The organism is Nostoc sp. CCY0012, assembly GCF_963920855.1.
GTDB lineage: Bacteria > Cyanobacteriota > Cyanobacteriia > Cyanobacteriales > Nostocaceae > Cyanocohniella.
In genome coordinates, this window is record NZ_CAWUDM010000021.1 from 12779 (window position 1) to 32543 (window position 19765).

The following is a 19765-nucleotide window of genomic DNA, read 5'->3' on the forward strand; positions in this document are numbered from 1 at the left end:
TAGTGAGGACTTTAGTCCTCAAATAAGGGCTTCAGCCCTTACTACGAAATGAATTTTAATTATTTTACATTGCTTAACATAGTTTGATTTTTTCTCGCCGACTTACTTACAACGATAGGTTTTAAATATGGTGACAGCGAATTGAAAGAGTCACAATAAGGGGGGATGAGGGAGGGAAAACCAGTCCCTATTCCCCACAGCCTCTAAACCCCAAACAAGGAGTTATCAGTGGTAATACAAGTACAAACCAGCACTTACGAAGCTAAAACTCAAGAAATTGCTAAACAGCTTCTAGCCGCAACTCAGGAAAATCGTTCGTTTTTAGGTTCCCTCCGCGATCAGATGCGCTGGGATGATAAATTACTCGCTTGGGCCATGAGTAATCCTGGATTGCGGGTGCAATTATTCCGCTTTATAGACACACTACCTGCTTTGGGTAGTAAGCCCGAAATTGCGGCGCATTTACAAGAATATTTAGGAGATGAGTCTGTCGAATTACCCGCAGCCCTCAAGGGAATGCTGAACTTTGCTAACCCTGATTCTATGCCGGGACAAGTTGCGGCGACTACTGTTTCTACAGCTGTGGAAACTTTGGCGCATAAATATATTTCTGGAGAAAATATTAAACAAGTCATCAAGACAGTTGAACGGCTGCGAAAAGACAAAATGGCGTTCACTATCGATTTGCTGGGTGAGGCGGTAATTACTGAAGCGGAAGCGCAGTCTTATTTAGAACGCTATTTAGAATTAATGCAACAATTGGTGGAAGCGTCGAAAAATTGGTCTAAAATTCCGGCTATTGATGAGGCTGATGGCGAAGCGCTACCAAAGGTTCAGGTTTCGGTGAAGTTAACGGCGTTTTATTCGCAATTTGACCCGTTAGATGCTAAGGGTAGTGAGGAAAAAGTAAGCGATCGCATTCGCATTTTGTTACGTCGTGCGAAAGAATTGGGCGCATCTGTGCATTTTGATATGGAACAGTATGCCTACAAGGATTTAACTCTGAATATTCTGCAAAAGCTGTTGTTGGAAGATGAGTTTAGGCAACGCACAGATGTTGGGATGACTATTCAAGCATATCTGCGTGATAGTTATGAGGATACTAAAAAGTTGATTGCTTGGTTGCAGCAGCGCGGTTATCCCTTGACTATTCGGTTGGTGAAGGGGGCATATTGGGATCAGGAAACCATTAAGGCTGAACAAAAGCATTGGCCACAGCCTGTTTATAACGATAAGGCGGCTACAGATGCCAATTTTGAAGCTATTACTCAGTTATTGCTAGAAAATCATCAATATGTATATGCTGCCATTGGTAGTCATAATGTGCGATCGCAAGCTGTGGCTATTGCTATTGCTGAAAGTTTGAATGTCCCCCGGCGTAATTTTGAAATGCAGGTGTTGTATGGAATGGGGGATAAGCTGGCTAAGGCTTTAGTGGATCAGGGTTATCGGGTGAGGGTTTATTGTCCTTATGGTGAGTTGTTACCGGGGATGGCTTATCTGATTCGGCGGTTGTTGGAAAATACGGCTAATAGTTCGTTTCTACGGCAAAATTTGGAAAATAGGCCGATTGAGGAGTTGTTGGCGCGGCCGGAGGTGGATTTAGCTCACGCAAAGGCAAGCCAGTGCGTTGGGCGGGTTCCCCGACTTGTAGCAACTGGCGCGCAAAGTCGCGGAGAAGAAGGGGGGTTTTTTGGGGCGGCGGATACGGATTATGCGGAAGTAGAAGAAATAAGGATTGCGGCTGAGGCTTTTAAGGCGGTGCGTGGGGAATTAGGTAAAACTTATCTTCCTTTGATTGATGGGGAGTATGTTGAGACTTCTGAGTCTGTGGATTCGCTGAATCCTTCTAATTTTAGTGAGGTGGTGGGTAAGGTTGGTTTGATGAGTGTGGAACAGGCACAAGCGGCTATGCGGGCGGCTAAGGCGGCGTTTCCTGGTTGGCGGAAGACTCCTGTAAAGGAACGGGCTGGGGTTCTGCGAAAGGCGGCTGATTTAATGGAAGTACGTCGGGCGGAATTATCGGCTTGGATTGTTTTGGAGGTGGGGAAACCTGTTAAGGAGGCTGATGCTGAGGTTTCTGAGGCGATAGATTTCTGTCGCTATTATGCTGAGGAAATGGAACGGTTGGATGCTGGTGTCGTTTATGACGTGGCGGGGGAAACTAATCGTTATATTTACCAGCCGAGGGGAATTGCTGTGGTGATTTCTCCTTGGAATTTCCCGTTGGCGATCGCCTGTGGAATGACTGTTGCTGCTTTGGTTGCGGGTAATTGTACTTTGCTCAAACCTGCGGAAACTTCTTCTGTGATTACTGCTAAGTTGACGGAAATTTTAATTGAGGCTGGTATTCCTAAGGGTGTATTTCAATACGTGCCTGGTAAGGGTTCCCAAGTCGGTGCTTATTTGGTAAATCATCCTGATACTCACATTATTGCTTTTACTGGTTCTCAGGAAGTTGGTTGTCGGATTTATGCCGAAGCCGCTACTCTCAAACCGGGACAAAAGCACATGAAGCGGGTAATTGCCGAAATGGGCGGTAAGAATGCCATTATCGTGGATGAAAGTGCTGATTTAGACCAAGCTGTTGTGGGGGTAGTGCAATCGGCGTTTGGTTACAGTGGCCAAAAATGTTCTGCTTGTTCCAGGGTGATTGTGGTGCAACCGATTTATGAAGCCTTTGTGCGGCGGTTGGTTGAGGCGACAAAATCCTTAAATATTGGTGAGGCGGAGTTACCAAGTACTCAAGTGGGGCCAGTAATTGATGCCAATGCCCGCGATCGCATTCTGGAATATATTGAGAAGGGTAAGGCTGAAGCACAGTTGGCGTTGGCATTACCAGCACCAGAACACGGTTATTTTATCGGCCCAGTGATCTTTAGTGAAGTAGCACCCGATGCGATCATTGCCCAGCAAGAAATTTTTGGCCCAGTGTTAGCAGTTACTAAGGTGAAAGATTTTACCGAAGCTTTAGCTGTTGCTAACGGTACAAACTATGCTTTAACTGGGGGACTTTACTCAAGAACGCCTTCCCATATTCAACAAGCCCAGGAAGACTTTGAAATTGGTAATCTGTATATTAACCGCAATATTACAGGTGCTATAGTGGCCCGCCAACCCTTTGGAGGATTCAAACTTTCTGGTGTGGGTTCTAAAGCTGGAGGCCCTGATTATCTCTTGCAATTCCTAGAACCACGTACGATCACAGAAAATATCCAACGCCAGGGTTTTGCACCCATTGAAGGGGCGGAGTAATTAGGGAGTGGAAGGGGATAAGGGGATAAGGGGACAAGGAGAAAAATACTTCCTCTTCTCCCCTGCTCCCTGCCCCCCTGCTTCTTTTACTTCCGGCTACCCAACCACTTGGCTGCTGCAATACCAATAATCCCCGCTACAACAGGATTACTGAGGAATTTCATGATTGCTGGTTGTTCTGCCATGACTTCCCGGAAAACGTCGGGATGGTTATGATAGGCGAAACCTGCTAATTTGCTGACATCATCAGCATTCATGCGGCTAGCATGGTGAGTAGAAAGATTTAATTGTTGTTCTAAGCGCTTTTCGTCTAAACCTCTGGATTTAAATTCTTTGAAAAAGGCCTTAGCTACATCATCCCGTTCGTTGGGTTTAATTTGGGCGATCGCCTTTTGTAATTCCGGCTCCATTTGGTTGGCGGGAATCGGCGCTGAAGTTGCTGACTTACCAAATAAATGGCGTCTTTGATCTGGTGTTGTCCGTTGGGCAAAATCATCGAAGTTGTCATAGGAGACATCATCGAGAGATTCGGTATTACCCTGTGACAAATCATTCATGATTTGCCTTCTATATTCTTCGCTGCTTGTCACTTTACTTATCTCCTGAAATCAGGTCAAATTTTTTCGTCACGTGAGGGCTTGATTTTAATCAAATTAGCTATATTGAATTTGATTACTTGCCCTGTCATACTCAGTAGTCAAAATCAATTTTTTGTCTGGCCCGTATACCAAGACAGTTAAATGTTTGTCGGGAAAGTTTCTCTGAAAACCTTGCACTAAAGATTTTGCTAAAGTCCGCACTTCATTAGGACGAACTTGAGAAGAAATAACCACACCTAGCTTATTGTTATCGCGCACGTAAGCGTCTTTAACTAATCCCTTAGATGTTTGTACCACCCAATCACCGAAACTTTGTCCGGTTGGGGTATTACCCCGCTGCAACTCTGCATAAGCTACATCACTACCTATTTGTGGGGCAATTGTGCGGTCAGCTTGGGTGACTGTACCACTACCACAAGCTGTAGTTATTGTTAGCACCAAAATCAATATTAGAGTCGTGGCAATTTTACGACTCTGCTGAAGCAAATTCATTTTTTCCCTCCCATCAAATAATTTTTAAAGGTTATACCAATTTGTCATTCGTAATTCAGAAAATTTAATTTCTCTGGTTTTTAAATTTTGTGTCTGTCAAATTATTGGTTGCAAATTGGTATAAATTGCTGAACTCACATAAATAAAATGCATCCTGACTTGGTGCTTATTTGTATTTATCTAAGTTACTTAAGCAATTGCCAACGGCTATCAGTCTCTTTGTCTATATACTGTCTTAAGTAACCCCTAAATCCCTGTTTTTAGGGATCAAGGGGGTTTAGCCGAGTTAATTTTATTGGCTTGTTATCTTGACAAAATTGTATTGACTCTAATCACATCTTTAGCAATTTCGCCAAGTATCTAACATTTACTTAGTCCAGTTTTTTCTTTACAGAATCTTTTACGTCTTCTACACCGTGACGTACTTCGCTTTCAGCTTGTTTTGCTTTACCTTCAGCTTTATCTTCTGGATCTCCAGTAACATTTCCTAATGCTTCTTGAGCCTTACCTTCAATATTTTTACCAGTGGCTTTGGCGCGATCTTCTATACTCATATTACGCTCCTGATTTGATATAATATTAGCTTCAAAGTTAATTTGCAACTTTGAAATCATTTGTTGTTACTTTTACAAGGTAGCTTAACGTTTGGACTCAAGCCTTCCGCCATAAGACATATTAGTTGTCTATATAAAAAGAGATAAAGCAAAAGCAAGTTAAATATTTCATTTTTTTTATTTTTTATAGTAAGAAAAATAAATAAGGACACACAGGATACTCATCATCCAAAATGAGATCATTTATTTTCTGATATCTCTATTTAAAACTTAACTAGAACTTAAATGTAGTTTTTACTTGTTAAGTCCTATCCTTCTAAAGAATCAAATTTTAGTGTAAGTATTGATTAAAAAACCCAGTTCTGCTAAAGAACCGGGTCAATTTTAAGTTATGGTGATTACTTTTGCTACTAATCTAGAAAACCCATCATGATTTCTGAATTATCAGTAACATTTGATGCTACAGGGCGATTGCCCATTACGGAGTAGCTATCAGAAACTACCAGTGAACTCGAACCAATGGGACGTATCCCAGACATATTTATACTGTCAACAACTTCAAATGTATTAGCGCCAATGGGACGTATCCCCATGATGTTTACTGTCTCAACTACTTCCAAATTACTAATGCCAATAGGTCGGATTCCGGAAATTGTCACTGTCCCAGCAAATTGTAAATCACTGCTGCCAATGGGACGCGCTCCAGCGACTACTAGTTTACCTTGCTCTTCATGCACTGGCAGATCAGCACCTTTTTCGACTTTCTTATCTGTATTCAAGCTATTATTCTTATTGTTTTCTTCCACTGTAGTTTCCCCTTTTAGCTTGGTATCCTTTTGTCGAGGACTGATTTCTTGACCAGTGCTGCTAATACTCATAAACGGACACCTCTGGTTTATTAACTAAATTTTACAATAATTAAGGAAAAATGAATTTTTCTCCTTATACATCAAAGAGTTTAACCCTAAAAAACCTGATATGTATATAAACATTTTTTAAACTGATGCATAAGTAAAGATGAATAGTAAATTTTTGTAAAAAAATATTGCTGTTTATGAGTTTGCTGATGCCATCTCAGCACAGGCGAAACAGTATCGCTACCATGAAATAGGGTATTTCCAAGAGAAGTGTATGTCTGGATTTTGTCTTCAAGCTCCCTTTATTCCCACAGGTGATCAACCACAAGCGATCGCCCAATTATCTACAAGTATCCAGTCTGGCAACCGTTACCAAACTTTACTAGGAGCTACGGGAACAGGTAAGACATTTTCCATAGCCGCAGTCATTGAAAAAATCGGTAAGCCGACATTGGTACTAGCCCATAATAAAACTTTGGCGGCCCAACTGTGTAATGAATTGCGAGAGTTCTTTCCTGAGAACGCAGTTGAATATTTTGTTAGCTACTACGACTACTATCAGCCAGAGGCGTATATTGCCGTTAGCGATACTTATATTGAAAAAACAGCTTCAATTAATGATGAAATAGATATGTTGCGGCATTCAGCCACGCGATCGCTGTTTGAACGTCGTGATGTAATTGTGGTAGCTTCCATTAGCTGCATCTATGGTTTGGGTATGCCAGCAGAATATCTCAAAGCTGCCATCCCCCTCCAGATAGGTATGGAGGTAAATCAACGCCAAATTTTACGAGATTTAGCATCCGTACAATACAACCGTAACGATATAGAAATGGGTCGGGGACGTTTTCGCGTCCGGGGTGATGTCTTAGAAATTGGCCCCGCCTACGAAGACCGAATTATTCGGGTAGAATTTTTTGGCGATGAAATCGACGCAATTCGCTATATTGATCCAGTAACAGGGGAAATTATCCGCAGCCTGGAAGCTGTGAATATTTATCCAGCGCGTCACTTTGTCACCCCAGAGGAACGCTTAGAAATAGCTTGTGATGATATTGCTAGCGAATTAAAACAGCGAAAAGCCGAATTAGAGGAAACTGGGAAATTATTAGAAGCACAACGCATAGACCAGCGGACACGCTATGACTTGGAAATGTTGCGTGAAGTTGGTTACTGTAACGGCGTCGAAAACTATTCCCGTCACTTAGCAGGAAGACAAGCGGGAGAACCGCCAGAATGTTTAATTGATTATTTTCCCAAAGATTGGCTATTAGTGATAGACGAATCTCACGTTACCGTACCGCAAATTCGTGGTATGTATAACGGCGACCAAGCCAGAAAAAAAGTGTTAATTGATCATGGATTTCGCCTTCCTAGTGCTGCTGATAACCGTCCTTTACAAGCAACAGAATTTTGGCAAAAAGTGAATCAATGTATTTTTGTTTCCGCTACCCCAGGAACTTGGGAATTAGAAATATCTGAAGGTCATATTGCCGAGCAAGTAATTCGACCCACTGGCGTAGTTGACCCTGAAATTTTTGTGCGTCCCACAGAAGGACAAGTTGATGATTTATTAGGCGAAATTAAAGACAGAGTTGACCGCCAAGAACGAGTGTTAATTACCACATTAACCAAGCGCATGGCGGAAGATTTAACTGAATATTTACAAGACCACAGTGTGCGGGTGCGCTATTTACATTCCGAGATTAATTCCATTGAACGCATTGAAATTTTACAGGATTTGCGTGGGGGGAAATTTGATGTTTTGGTAGGGGTAAACTTGTTGCGGGAAGGTTTAGATTTACCAGAAGTTTCCTTAGTAGCAATTATGGATGCAGACAAAGAAGGCTTCTTACGCGCCGAACGTTCCTTAATTCAAACCATCGGTAGAGCAGCACGTCACATCCGGGGACAAGCAATTTTGTACGCAGATAATATGACAAATAGCATGATTAAAGCCATTGAGGAAACAGACAGAAGGCGTGGTATTCAGATTGCTCATAACCGGATGCACGGAATTACACCCCAACCCATTGTCAAGAAATCAAGTAATGCAATTTTATCGTTCTTGGATGTTTCTCGACGATTAAATGCCAGTGATTTGAAAATTGTCGATGAACATCTAGATGAATTGCCACTAGAACACATTCCAGAGTTGATTGGCAAGTTAGAAGAACAGATGAAAGCCGCAGCGAAAAATTTAGAATTTGAAGAAGCCGCCAAATTGCGCGATCGCATTAAGCATCTGCGAGATAAAATGCTGGGACGTTAGCTTGAACCTTATGCTCACCAATATTCGTCTAATTAGCGTTCAAGAATATCATCAAATGGCGGAAACAGGAATTTTTCATCCTGAAGAACGCTTAGAATTAATAGCGGGACAAATCATCAGAATGTCAGCAAAAGGAACTGCTCACGAGTCAGCCATTACCCGCACAGAAAGATTATTACGTCAACGCTTGGGGGACAAAGTTTTATTAAGAATCCAGTCACCAGTGCAACTTGACGATTACTCGGAACCAGAACCAGATATTTCAGTCGTGAAGCTCAATCCCTTAGATTATGATGATCACCATCCCGACGCTTCCGAAGTTTTTTTACTAATTGAAATCGCTGATTCCAGTCTCAAGTACGATCGAGAAGTCAAAGCGATCGCCTATGCTAAATCAGGTATTATTGATTACTGGATTTTAGATGTCAATGGGCGCAAGTTGTATATGTATCGTCTTCCCACTCTCGACGGCTATCACAGTGAGAGCATACTTGCCGAAGATGTGGCCATTTCACCTTTAGCCTTTCCTGACTGTGCCATCACTATTCGGGAATTATTACGGCAAGTCTAGGAGAAATTAGTGTAGCATTCCATAGGCGATCGCATTAAGTATTTGCGAGACAAAATGCTGGGAGTTAGTGCTTTCGTTAAGCTAGAAATCAAGAACACGAGCTTTTTCGCTATCCTATAAAAGTAAATCATTGCTTAATCGCCCCAATGGTTGCTTTACCCGATCGCCTGTTGATGAGTGCAGAGGAATATCTGACTTGGGAAGCCACCCAAGAGCAACGCTATGAGTATTGGGATGGCGAAGTAGTGGCCATGAGCGGTAGTACACGCAACCATAATCGGGTTTCTCTCAATTTCTCAAAACTCTTAGATGATGCCCTAGCCCATCGCTCCTGTGAAGTATACATTGTTGATGTGAAGGTGGAGGTGGAACCGGGACAAAAATATTTTTATCCTGACGTGGTGGTTACTTGCGATCCGCGTGACATCGATCCACAATGGGTAAAATTTCCCTGCTTAATTATCGAAGTGTTATCACCGTCAACAGAAGCAGCCGATAGGGGGAAGAAGTTTGCCAAATATCGCCAATCTCCCACCTTGCAAGAATATGTCTTAGTACAAGTAGCCCAACCAGGTGTAGAAGTGTTTCGGCGTAACGAACAAGGGAAATGGGTGCTGTCGGAGTATAATCTAGGCGATAGATTGCGACTGGAATCGGTGGATGTAGAAATAGCGATCGCTGATTTGTACCGACAAGTGCAGTTTGAACCTGAAGCCACCAACGAGGATGCATAGACGCGCAGCAGCATATTGTCAGCTGCTGGTGGTGTTCCATAGATATTCAAGCCTTCGGCTGATCGCCACAAAGCCCTAACGGGGAAAACAGTATCTATTTTGATATAGGGCAAGTGCTATTATTTCCACTGCATAGTAAATGAAAAAGCTGTAGGGGCGCACAGTATTGTGTCTGTACAGAGATAACTGATAGCTATTTATGCCTAGTACTACCTGGAATCGTCATCACGTTCTTTCCCTAGCCGACTTCACAACCGCCGAATACGATACTGTTTTGCAAACTGCTGCTAGTTTTCAGGAAGTACTATCACGACGGACAAAGAAAGTACCAAGTTTACAGGGACAGGTGGTGGCCAATTTATTTTTTGAACCATCTACACGCACCCGAAGCAGTTTTGAACTTGCTGCTAAACGTCTGAGTGCAGATACCCTTAACTTCGCCGCTGCATCTTCTTCCATGACTAAGGGAGAGACTATTCTCGACACAGCCAAGACTTATTTGGCTATGGGAACAGATATTATGGTGATTCGCCATAAAGAAGCAGGGGTACCCAATGCGATCGCTCAAGAAATGGATCGTCTAGGTGTACGAGTTAGCGTCCTCAATGCTGGTGATGGACAACACGAACATCCTTCCCAAGCACTACTGGATTTATTTACAATCTGTACTTTGATTGATCCAGCTAATCCACGACTGGAACTATTAAAAGATAAAAAAATTGCGATCGTTGGCGATATCTTACATTCTCGCGTAGCCAGATCTAATATCTGGAGTTTAACCGCCAGTGGTGCCGAAGTGCATCTAGCAGCACCACCCACCCTTTTACCCAAATTATTTGCCGAGTATGTTTTTGATGAGGAATCAGAAAGCCCAGAACCAAAACATCCTTCCTCATGTCCTATTCCCCCTTCACCTCATCGCCAACTATTCTTACACTGGGAGCTAGAACCCGCCTTACAAGATGCTGATTTTGTCATGACTTTGCGCCTGCAAAAAGAACGCATGACTGCTCACTTACTACCAAGTTTGCGAGAATATCATCAAATGTTTGGCATTACACGCCCGAAGTTGCAACTGTGCAAACCTCATGTCAAAGTTTTACATCCAGGCCCAGTCAACCGTGGTGTAGAAATTAGCTCAGATTTAATGGACGATCCAGAATTTAGCTTGATTCAGGCGCAAGTTACCAGTGGTATCGCCATTCGCATGGCACTTTTGTATTTATTAGGTAGTAGCAAAGTTTAAATCCAAGTTCACCTGCAAAATTTACAGCAAGATAGTTGTGTATTCTTGCCACAGATACAGGAAAGAGAGTCGCTATTAGGGTTTGGCAACATCTTGGTATAGACTTATTGGCTTGAGAACAGGACTTACGCAACTGGCATATTATTTTAACGTGAGTTCGAAGGAACTAAAAAATGGCAGGAGGTAGAGCAGGCAAATCTTTTGGGTAAATATCAATCGACGGTTTTTTAGGCAAATAGGTGTAAGCAGCTAAACCAGCCATCAAGTTAACCAAAAAGTTAAATGGACTACGATGCCGAGAGTGTTCGATTTGACATATATTTTTCAGATGGTCATTGACGGACTCAATCACAGCACGCTTGCGTAACAGAATTTTATCAATCAGTTTTACCAAGCGATTTTTCATTTTCTTTTTAGATTTTGTGACTAATTGCAATCCTCGCTCATATAACTCCTCAAATAGTTTTTGAGAGATGTAACCTCTGTCACCAAAGAGTTGAGCCAGTGCGTTGGGCGGCTCTGCCGACTTGTTCGCGGAGCGTCTCGAAGAGAAGCAACTGGCGTTGCCAATTAAGTCTTTAGTCATATCTGGGACTGGTTTTCGGTCATCCACATTTGCTGGAGTTAATGAAAATGCGACTAATTCTCCACAATCATTAATAATCAAATGCAGTTTAAATCCGAAGTGCCACCCCACAGAATTTTTGCCCCATTTGACTAAACCTTTAAATACTTTGTGAGAATGCGCTCGACAGTTATGACAAACATTTATCGGTGTGGAATCAATAAAACTAATCCCAGTAATTTCTCCTGTGCGTGTATGTAAAAAGCAACATAAAAGCATTAAGCACCAAGGCATCAATTCCACAAACCTTGTGTAGCTCACCAAATTCGGAAATGCTTCACGCCAACCTGGTAAGACGTGCAGTGTATAAAATTCTTTGAACGTCTTATATCCACTGCCATGAAAGGCTATGACTATTGTCATCACTTCTGATAAATGCATCCTCGATTTGCTACGCTTTTCTCCCATTGTTGATGGCAATTGTGGTACCTGCCGCCAGAGGTTTGACCATTGGTGACAAAAATCATCTACGTCGCAGAAAATTTGCGTGATATCGAGGCGAAATACAATGGTGGACATAGCCGAAACCTGGATTTTTCTTAGATATTTTTAGTTTCGGCATTTTTTTGTCACTTTTTTACCGCTTCTCAATTAATCGTAGTAATTCCCTCCCCCACTGTGCGCTCTGGCGAACTGACAAAAGCCCTCCGGGCATCCAAGAAACAACGCTGGCGCTATCGCCTGTTTCTGCCTCGTTCAGCAAATTCATATACAACAAGCCTTTTGCGTTTTCCTATCCGTCGAACTCACGTTAAGCAAATACCTTTAATTCCATTGCTTGTCAAGGTGTTTTTAGAAAATTTTTAATATGCCCCATGCCCATAAGTATTTATTCCTGGGCCCCAGCTTTTTGCAGCTTTTGCACTATGTCTTTATATCCATTAAATTCTGCAATCATCAAAGCAGTATAACCACCCCGATTTTTCACATTGACATCTGCTCCAGCTTGCAACAATATCTGTACAGCCGCGTTATAACCTCCAGAAGCTGCCCACATTAACGCTGTCGCCCCTGCTACGTCCTGGAAATTCACATTTGCACCTTTGTCTAGTAACAACCGGATAATCCCTGTGTAATTGCGTTCTACAGCTTTAATTAAAACTGTTTTGCCATCATCGCCTAAACTATTGGCATCAACACCGTAGTCTAGTAATACCTTAACTATCTGGATGCATCCCTGAGATATTGCCAATATCAAAGGTATAGTCAGGCTTCCCTGATGAATCTTGTCACTACATCGCAGCAGTGCTTCCACGACTTCGCTATGTCCCTGTAATGCAGCTACAAGTATTGGTGTATCACCTAGATGATTGCTAATTTGCGGATTTGCACCCCGCTCAAGTAACAATTGCACAATATCTATGTAACCTTCGACGACAGCTAAGTGGAGGGCAGTTTCACCATCTTTGTCTTGAAGATTAATTTCCGCACCGTAATCGAGTAAAGCAGCTGCGATTGCTCCATGTCCAGCTGCTACAGCTGCCGAAAGCGCAGTACCACCATCCTCATTTTTCAAATTCACGTCAGCCTCGGCTCTTAGTAATGCCTGTACAACATCCAAATTGCCCAAGTCAGCCGCAATCATTAACAGTGTCTCACCTTCTTCATCTTTGGCATTGACATCTGCGTTATTTTGTAGTAAAAATTCTACAATCGCTGCATGACCTTGTTTAATAGCCAGCTGTAAAGCAGTATCATCATCGTTATCTTGGATATTTACTTGAGCGCCAGCAGCCAGTAAGACTTTTACTACTTCTACATAACCCTTAAGTGCAGCTGCCATTAAAGCCGTACTACCATCTTCATTAATGGCATTCACATCAGCACCTCTGGATACTAACAGCTGCACAATATCAAGTTGGTTAGAGCTAGCAGCCAACATTAAAGCCGTCAAACCATAGCGCTTTCTCGGTAGATTAATATTTGCGCCAGCATCCAAGAGCGATCGCACAATTTCGGTATAACCTAAATTAGCCGCAAACATTAAAGCAGTAGTACCATCGCCATCGCCAAAATCTACCTCAGCACCAGCAGCCAGTAGCCCACAAAGCCGCTGTATATCCCCATTTTTCGCAGCGTTCAGCAGCAAGATATCGTTATTTTCAGCCATGAATTAGTCCCGCACAAGCAGGTTTTGTTCGTTTATTCCCAAAATTTAGTCTGAAATTGTTTAACCACTTTGGCAAGAGGGTGACTGAAAACTGGGAAGAAAGATAGGGGAGATAGAGAAGATATGAAAAACCAAGATGTTGGCACTCAACAAAAATCTTTTCCCCCTGCCCCCTGCCCCCTTGCCTCTTTCACCTCTGGCAACTTTAAGCACAGAACTTAAAGTTATACTACCTTTTATGAAGATTTAAGAATTGGGCGAGAACACAATGAGTTTGGAACTGTCACCTGAAGTTAAATATTGGCTGAACTTTTTTCACCCACTGACTATGTGGGGACTGTTAGCACTCTCACTTTACGCTGCCTATTTGGGGCTACAAGTACAGCGTACCAGAGGCGCTCAAGGGGAAGAAAAAAAAGAATTGATTAAAGGTAGATATAATGTCAAACACTACCAAATTGGATCTGTACTGTTAGCTTTGATGGTGACGGGTGCAATTGGTGGGATGGCTGTCACTTACATCAATAACGGTAAATTATTTGTGGGGCCACATCTGCTAGCCGGACTGGGGATGACTGGTTTGATTGCATTTTCTGCTGCTTTATCTCCTTTCATGCAAAAAGGAGCAAATTGGGCGCGTGCCACTCACATTCTCGTAAATTTTGTTATTTTAGGGCTTTTTACTTGGCAAGCCATTACTGGTGTGCAGATTGTCCAAAGAATACTCACTAATGCTTAGTTATTAGTCATTGGTCATTAGCCAAGCTGTACCAGTTAATGGCTAATGACTGTTGATTTACCATTTCCTTTTAGAATTACCAGGAAAGGATATTCCTAAAGATTGATGAAAATCTTCTTGGACTTTGCGAGTTAACCGACGAGAGACTTGACGGACAATTTGGTTAAGCAAGCGATCGCCTGTAGATTGAATTAAAGACTTGGGTAATCGCTGAATAAATTTAGGAAAGTGAATATCAACACTCAAATCCAATTCCCACTCAACTCGCGTTATTTCACCCCCACAGGCGGAAGATTCATTGACCACATTTTCGATTAACTGTAGGGATGCCTGATAATCTACGTCATAACCAGGCGCATGGTAATCAGGAATGGGGATAGTCCGAATGCGGTAAATCCCTTCATCTGGGGGTAAAAGTTCTAGACCAATCTTTGGTTCCACATCATAACCAAAGGAGCCAAAACGACCAATTATTAAAGCATAACCATTTTCATTTAACGGTTCTACCTTCATCGGTTCAGCACAGCGCGAAAACCATGAGTTGTGGGCATCGAGATACTCAGCAACTGAGTTTGCTGGAGCATACATTTCCATTGAGTCACTATATCGACCGTAAAACCTATTTGGTGACCCTACAGTTGCTTCTATCTGTGTGTCTTCGGCTGCTGTGACATTTGACGCTACGGGCAAAACTGTTTCTTTTATATCCAAAGATTGATATTCGCCGTTTGTTGAAAGCATCAACACATTCCCCTATAAATTGGCGTTTGTCTATAAATTAATAATTCCCAGGTTGACGGACTTGTTTCGCAATAAACTGCCATTTTGGCCGAAACCTCACAAATCTGTCACGAACTTCATAAAATCACTAAAATTAAAGAACCGAATAATTACATATTAGTTTCCCAGGATAGCGTTTTTCATGAAAGCATTTGTAGCAGGGGCAACAGGTGAAACAGGTCGCCGCATAGTACAAGAGCTAGTAGCGCGGAATATTCCCGTGCGTGCATTAGTGCGGGATGTAGAAAAAGCCAGAGCCATTCTACCTCCTGAAGCTGAGTTAGTCATGGGCGATGTGTTACAAACAGAAAGTCTTAATATTGCTTTAGGTGATAGTACTGTCGTTTTATGCGCTACAGGTGCAAAACCTAGCTTCGACCCAACTGGCCCCTATAAGGTAGATTTTGAAGGTACTAAAAATTTAGTGGAAGCATCGAAGGCCAAAGGTATTGAGCATTTTGTCTTGGTGTCTTCTTTATGTACTTCCCAGTTATTCCATCCTTTGAATTTGTTTTGGCTGATTTTGGTGTGGAAAAAGCAAGCAGAAGAATACATTCAAAAAAGTGGTTTAACTTATACGATTGTGCGTCCTGGTGGTTTAAAGAATGAAGACAATACCGATTCTATCGTCATGCAGGGTGCTGATACATTATTCGATGGTAGTATTCCTCGCCAAAAAGTTGCCCAGGTTTGCGTAGAGTCACTGTTTGAGCCAGCTGCACGTAATAAAATTGTGGAAATTGTTGCCAAATCAGAAGCGCCGGCTAAAAGTTTTGGGGAGTTATTTGCTAACGTCGCTTGAGTTTACTTATTTGACCAAGTAAAGTATCTTTTACGTAGAGCGGCTTATCAGAAGTAAAGCCGCTTGTGTCATGAAACCTTGATTTCATATTTGAGCTACAGTATCAGTCAAAATTGTCGCCTGATATAGTTTCGACTTCCTCAATTAGTAAAAGATATTGCTTTAAATCAGCTTTTACTTGCTTGAGTAGTTTTCTGTCATCATCACTCAGTTCACCTCGTTCAGCATTTTTCTTGATTTTTTCTTGTTGTGCAATAAAATTTGCTACATAATCTAGTTCGCTGTAATGGGGGCTTTGAATTCTGATTGCATGATCGGATTTAACTCTTTCTCCATTAATGTTAGAGACTTGTCTGAGTCTGAAGAATTGTTTTCTGAAGACTTTGTGGACTTCTCCAACAAATTCTGCTGCCGTACCTTGCTGACTATTTGGTTGGTTTCTCTTACCGTTGAAGATGGGGATGGGATTTCCGGTTTTTTGCTGACGATTTGCAGCAATATTACTACCACGATTGCGAGAGTCATTGCTGCCATAATGACTACCGCTATTTGAAAATTTGGCTGTTTTTCCTCAGTGTGTGCTTCTTGCTGGTGCTCCTTCTTACTAATTTTAATTAGCCCATCATTGCAAATTAATTGAATTTTTTCCATTGCGACTGATTCGTGTTCGTATAATTGTGCATAGACACTTGACAGTTTTTGCCAAACATCTTTTTGCACAGAATCAAAGTCTTGAAATTTGTTGCTTTCCTCACCAACAATCGCAATTTTGTGGGGAATTATTCTACCAGCACGGTCTTTTCGAGATTCTGGATCTGCAAAAGTAACAGCAACATAAGGAACATGATTACCATGAATTGTTACTTTACCCCGACTCAATTTTGTGTCTTCAGTAGAAGTATGATTAAACATAGCTTCATAAGGTAGAAGCCAATCATCACAAGGTATTTTGGGTTGTAAAAGCATTCGGAATCCCCAATCACGTCCACGTGTTGACCAGAGTATAGTGTTCAATTTCATAATTTTTTTGATAAATAAATTTGCTTTGTACTTTCATCTTCCAGTCTGCCTCGAAAGGCCGCAATTACTGTTTCTACTGAATCACCCCTTTCCCGTGCCTCAGTTTCTACTTCTTTAAGTTTTGTGACTAGTGATTTTGCACCATCATCTACTAACGAAAATACGCCCCCAACTAGTGGAAGATATTTCATCCAATTAGTTGTTAATGACCGAAAACTCTCTGTAAGCTTGTGAACTGCTGCTTGACTATTACCCTTTGCTCTTTCCCAGAAAAGAGCACGTTCAACGGGAACAATAATAGAAATTGGAGGAATTAAGTCAATACCAACATGATGTTCTGGATTAGTAAGTTTGCCATTTTCTGGATCAAACTCAGCAGAGGATAGAAGTAAAAAATCTTCACCTATAGATTGACAACTATCTCCTGAAATCATTGATTTGATAGTTTCATTAAGTACTTCTAAGTCTTCTTTAGCTGCTTTAATAACTTGAGATCGGAACCAGTAAACATCTTTGTCTGGCAATAAATCTGCCTTAGAAAGACAGATGATCCATATTCTTGGAAATAAGGTAAGTGGATTACCATCAGGCATAAGAGCTTTTTTTTGATTAACAAGTTCACTATTAAAACTCATAAATAAGCGCCGGAGATATTTTTCTCCATCATCTTTGAGTCTTTGTGCATCACATAGAATAAAAGCCACATCAGACTGTAAAAGTAAGCGAATAGCTTCTAATTTGCGAGCACCTTCGGTTCCCTCTTTTGTTTCATTCCACCACTCACCCGGATAATCGTGCCAGACCAAAGAGCCTGCTGGTGCATCTAAACCACGAACGTTAATATCAAATTTGAAAGACTTATACACAAAACTTGTGGTAACTGGTAAAAAGCTGTCTTTCATTTTTAAGTATCCATTCAACAAGTGATGTCCCTGTGATGTATCAGTTGCAGTAAGTCTATAACCTTTGTTTTTATGGAATTGAGGCTCTTGATGCCAACCATATAAGGTGTTTAACAGCATTGTTTTTCCACTTCCAGATTCCCCGAAAACAGCTATATGCTGTTCAATCACTTTACGAGGACGAAAGACGCTTGTAAGGTTTTTTAACATGTATAGTTCTCCTGCTAGCGTGGTTATAGCTTTCTGGAATCCGAATCAAGTTTGAACAAGATTGACATACCCATATATTTCCCACAGAGTATATTCAACCGAAGGCTCAAATTAACAATTTTCTGCCCTTGGTACAACTTGTCTTTTTATTGACATTTGCTTGTCTGTTCTACATGACGAATTCTTGCACTACTAGTAGTTTTCCCTGGTTACACAAAGAACTATCATTTCTTACCGATTATTTATAAAGTTAGTGAGTCATCGCTAATATATAGGCTGTTAATTAAGTTTTCAGCAAACATACGACCCCGCTAAAGAGTAGACTGAAATTATAATTGTGAATTTATATCGATTGGTGAACTTTGACGAAATAATTACGTCAAATATTGTTGTTAGTTAAGAGCGAATTTGAAGGAGTTTGATTCTGAAAGGCTTTAGACTCAAGGGCGTAGAAAATCTGATTGGCCCCATAGCCGCACTGATCGGCTTTATCTGTTTGTTGCAGTGGTATATTTATGGTTCACTGCGATCGCCTAATGATCCTGTATTTAGAGTCCAACAGCCGCCTTTGGTGATGCAAGGGGGTGATCCTCATATCCGGGCTTTGATGCGAACCATCTCCGCTAGTGAGGCTAGTGGTAATCGTCCCTATTCTTTGTTGTATGGTGGTCAGCAGGTAAATGACCTTAGTCGCCATCCTGAAATATGCGTCACCATTGTCACAGGGCCAAACAAGGGCAATTGTTCTACTGCTGCTGGTAGATATCAAATCATCAATAATACTTGGTTTGAAATAGCACCTCGCTATCATCCCAATCCCCCCATGTCAATGATGTTTTGGGCTGCTTATAGTTTTGAAGCACAATATCAAGATGCAGTGGTTTACCGTTGGTTGAGTGATTCTAAGGTTTGGGGAACTGATATTTCTCAACTGTTGCAAAAGGGAAAAATAGATGATGTTTTACGGCGACTGTCTCCTACTTGGACAAGTCTAGGATACGGGATAGAAACTAATTCTATTAGTAGTTCTTTGCCAAAGATTTATGAAAAAATGTTGGCAGAAGAATTAAAGGCAGCTAATCATCCAGGTTCTGCATATGCGGCGCCAGTTCCTTAGCAGTTGATGATGGCTACTTAATGAATCAAAAACTCTTTTACAGCTTGCACAAATTCTTGAGTCTTTTCCAAGTGAATATTATGCCCAGCATAATTAATTACTTTTAGTTGGGCTAGCTTACATATTTTATTTATTTCTTGATTAATAACTATAAATTTTTCGTCGTATTCCCCAGCTAATAATAACAAAGGACGGTTATTCTCCTTGAGTTTTTCCCATAAAGCAGGTTGATTGCCAGAACCCATAAATTGTAGTGATTTAACTAATTCACGGGGCTGATTTTGCAAGCGGCTTTCTAGCATAATTGCAAATTTAGGATGATTTTTAATTGCGCCGAAAATTGGCTGCTGATACCAGTTGAGTAAAAACGCTGCGAAATCTTCTTTCGTCGTACTTCTTGCTAACTTTCTCGCTATTTGAGTATCACGTTTTACTCTTTCTAGTCTTTCTATTTCAGTTGCTAAACCTGGGGAGGCTGATTCTAAAACAACTTTAGTAAAACGTTCGGGAAAATGTAAGGTAAGATATAAGGCTAATCTTCCACCCATTGAATAACCAATTAAGTAGCATTGGGTGATTTTTAATTCATCTAATAAGTTAATTACAGCATTAGCAGTTTTTTCCATTGTGTAATATTCATCTCCTCCCAAAACTTGAGTTTTTCCGTGTCCCGGGAGGTCTAGGGTGAGCCAAGAAAATTCGTCAGCTATTAGTTCTGTGGCTTCGTCAAATTCATGAATATTACCCATGAAGCCATGTAAGAAAAGGATTAAAGGTTTGTTTGAATTTTTAGTTAAAGAATAATGCAAATTGTAAGTTCTATTAGACATTTTTTTTAAACGCAAAAGCACGCGGAGATTTCAGGAAATTTTTGGTTATT

General features: G+C 41.3%; 18 protein-coding genes. 8 read left to right on the forward strand and 10 right to left on the reverse strand.

What is annotated here, in order from left to right; all coding sequences use genetic code 11:
- Positions 1-228: 228 nt before the first annotated feature.
- Positions 229-3255, forward strand: coding sequence for an L-glutamate gamma-semialdehyde dehydrogenase (pruA, locus tag ACM0OS_RS08290; protein ID WP_414542696.1), 3027 nt, complete (start codon positions 229-231; stop codon positions 3253-3255).
- An 86-nt stretch (positions 3256-3341) separates the two neighbouring features.
- Here pruA and ACM0OS_RS08295 read toward each other — a convergent pair whose 3' ends face one another.
- From ACM0OS_RS08295 to ACM0OS_RS08310, 4 genes are all read right to left on the reverse strand, one after another.
- Positions 3342-3845, reverse strand: a complete 504-nt coding sequence (locus ACM0OS_RS08295) for a hypothetical protein (protein WP_414542697.1) — start codon at positions 3843-3845, stop codon at positions 3342-3344.
- Between the two features lie 63 nt (positions 3846-3908).
- Positions 3909-4346 (reverse strand): hypothetical protein, encoded by a 438-nt coding sequence (locus ACM0OS_RS08300; RefSeq protein WP_414542698.1) that lies wholly within the window; start codon positions 4344-4346, stop codon positions 3909-3911.
- Positions 4347-4717: 371 nt separating this feature from the next.
- Entirely contained in the window at positions 4718-4900 is a 183-nt protein-coding gene (locus ACM0OS_RS08305; RefSeq protein ID WP_414542745.1) for a CsbD family protein, read from the reverse strand.
- Between the two features lie 410 nt (positions 4901-5310).
- On the reverse strand, positions 5311-5778 hold the full coding sequence (locus tag ACM0OS_RS08310; protein ID WP_414542699.1) for a hypothetical protein: 468 nt from the start codon (positions 5776-5778) through the stop codon (positions 5311-5313).
- 253 nt (positions 5779-6031) lie between these two features.
- Between ACM0OS_RS08310 and uvrB the strand changes: the two genes are divergently transcribed.
- From uvrB to ACM0OS_RS08330, 4 genes are all read left to right on the forward strand, one after another.
- The gene (gene uvrB / locus ACM0OS_RS08315) at positions 6032-8029 is read left to right on the forward strand and encodes an excinuclease ABC subunit UvrB (protein ID WP_414542700.1); all 1998 of its coding nucleotides are present in this window, start codon (positions 6032-6034) and stop codon (positions 8027-8029) included.
- A gap of 10 nt (positions 8030-8039) precedes the next feature.
- Entirely contained in the window at positions 8040-8600 is a 561-nt protein-coding gene (locus tag ACM0OS_RS08320; protein WP_414542701.1) for a Uma2 family endonuclease, read from the forward strand.
- Between the two features lie 146 nt (positions 8601-8746).
- Entirely contained in the window at positions 8747-9334 is a 588-nt protein-coding gene (locus ACM0OS_RS08325) for a Uma2 family endonuclease (protein ID WP_414542702.1), read from the forward strand.
- A 199-nt stretch (positions 9335-9533) separates the two neighbouring features.
- Complete coding sequence (locus ACM0OS_RS08330; RefSeq protein WP_414542703.1) at positions 9534-10580, forward strand: aspartate carbamoyltransferase catalytic subunit; 1047 nt, start codon at positions 9534-9536, stop codon at positions 10578-10580.
- 166 nt (positions 10581-10746) lie between these two features.
- On the opposite strand, the gene ACM0OS_RS08335 is transcribed toward ACM0OS_RS08330, so the two are convergent.
- Both ACM0OS_RS08335 and ACM0OS_RS08340 read right to left on the reverse strand, forming a co-directional pair.
- A complete protein-coding gene (locus ACM0OS_RS08335; protein WP_414542704.1) occupies positions 10747-11724 on the reverse strand; it encodes an IS982 family transposase in 978 nt (325 codons plus the stop codon).
- Positions 11725-12034: 310 nt separating this feature from the next.
- Entirely contained in the window at positions 12035-13315 is a 1281-nt protein-coding gene (locus tag ACM0OS_RS08340) for an ankyrin repeat domain-containing protein (protein ID WP_414542705.1), read from the reverse strand.
- Positions 13316-13583: 268 nt separating this feature from the next.
- Between ACM0OS_RS08340 and ACM0OS_RS08345 the strand changes: the two genes are divergently transcribed.
- Positions 13584-14054, forward strand: coding sequence for a DUF4079 domain-containing protein (locus tag ACM0OS_RS08345; protein ID WP_414542706.1), 471 nt, complete (start codon positions 13584-13586; stop codon positions 14052-14054).
- A 57-nt stretch (positions 14055-14111) separates the two neighbouring features.
- Here the strand turns inward: ACM0OS_RS08345 and ACM0OS_RS08350 are convergent, their stop codons facing one another.
- Complete coding sequence (locus ACM0OS_RS08350; RefSeq protein WP_414542707.1) at positions 14112-14795, reverse strand: DUF1997 domain-containing protein; 684 nt, start codon at positions 14793-14795, stop codon at positions 14112-14114.
- A gap of 181 nt (positions 14796-14976) precedes the next feature.
- On the opposite strand from ACM0OS_RS08350, the gene ACM0OS_RS08355 reads away from it, so the two are divergent.
- Positions 14977-15636, forward strand: a complete 660-nt coding sequence (locus ACM0OS_RS08355; protein ID WP_414542708.1) for an NAD(P)H-binding protein — start codon at positions 14977-14979, stop codon at positions 15634-15636.
- Between the two features lie 273 nt (positions 15637-15909).
- Here the strand turns inward: ACM0OS_RS08355 and ACM0OS_RS08360 are convergent, their stop codons facing one another.
- Both ACM0OS_RS08360 and ACM0OS_RS08365 read right to left on the reverse strand, forming a co-directional pair.
- On the reverse strand, positions 15910-16656 hold the full coding sequence (locus ACM0OS_RS08360; RefSeq protein WP_414542709.1) for a hypothetical protein: 747 nt from the start codon (positions 16654-16656) through the stop codon (positions 15910-15912).
- Positions 16653-17768, reverse strand: coding sequence for a TRAFAC clade GTPase domain-containing protein (locus tag ACM0OS_RS08365; RefSeq protein ID WP_414542710.1), 1116 nt, complete (start codon positions 17766-17768; stop codon positions 16653-16655). Before ACM0OS_RS08365 ends, ACM0OS_RS08360 begins: the two co-directional genes overlap by 4 nt.
- 421 nt (positions 17769-18189) lie before the next feature.
- On the opposite strand from ACM0OS_RS08365, the gene ACM0OS_RS08370 reads away from it, so the two are divergent.
- A complete protein-coding gene (locus ACM0OS_RS08370) occupies positions 18190-18885 on the forward strand; it encodes a glycoside hydrolase (protein ID WP_414542746.1) in 696 nt (231 codons plus the stop codon).
- 17 nt (positions 18886-18902) lie between these two features.
- Here the strand turns inward: ACM0OS_RS08370 and menH are convergent, their stop codons facing one another.
- Positions 18903-19715: a 2-succinyl-6-hydroxy-2,4-cyclohexadiene-1-carboxylate synthase gene (gene menH / locus ACM0OS_RS08375; protein WP_414542711.1), complete on the reverse strand. Its 813-nt coding sequence runs from the start codon at positions 19713-19715 to the stop codon at positions 18903-18905.
- Between the last annotated feature and the right edge of the window lie 50 nt (positions 19716-19765).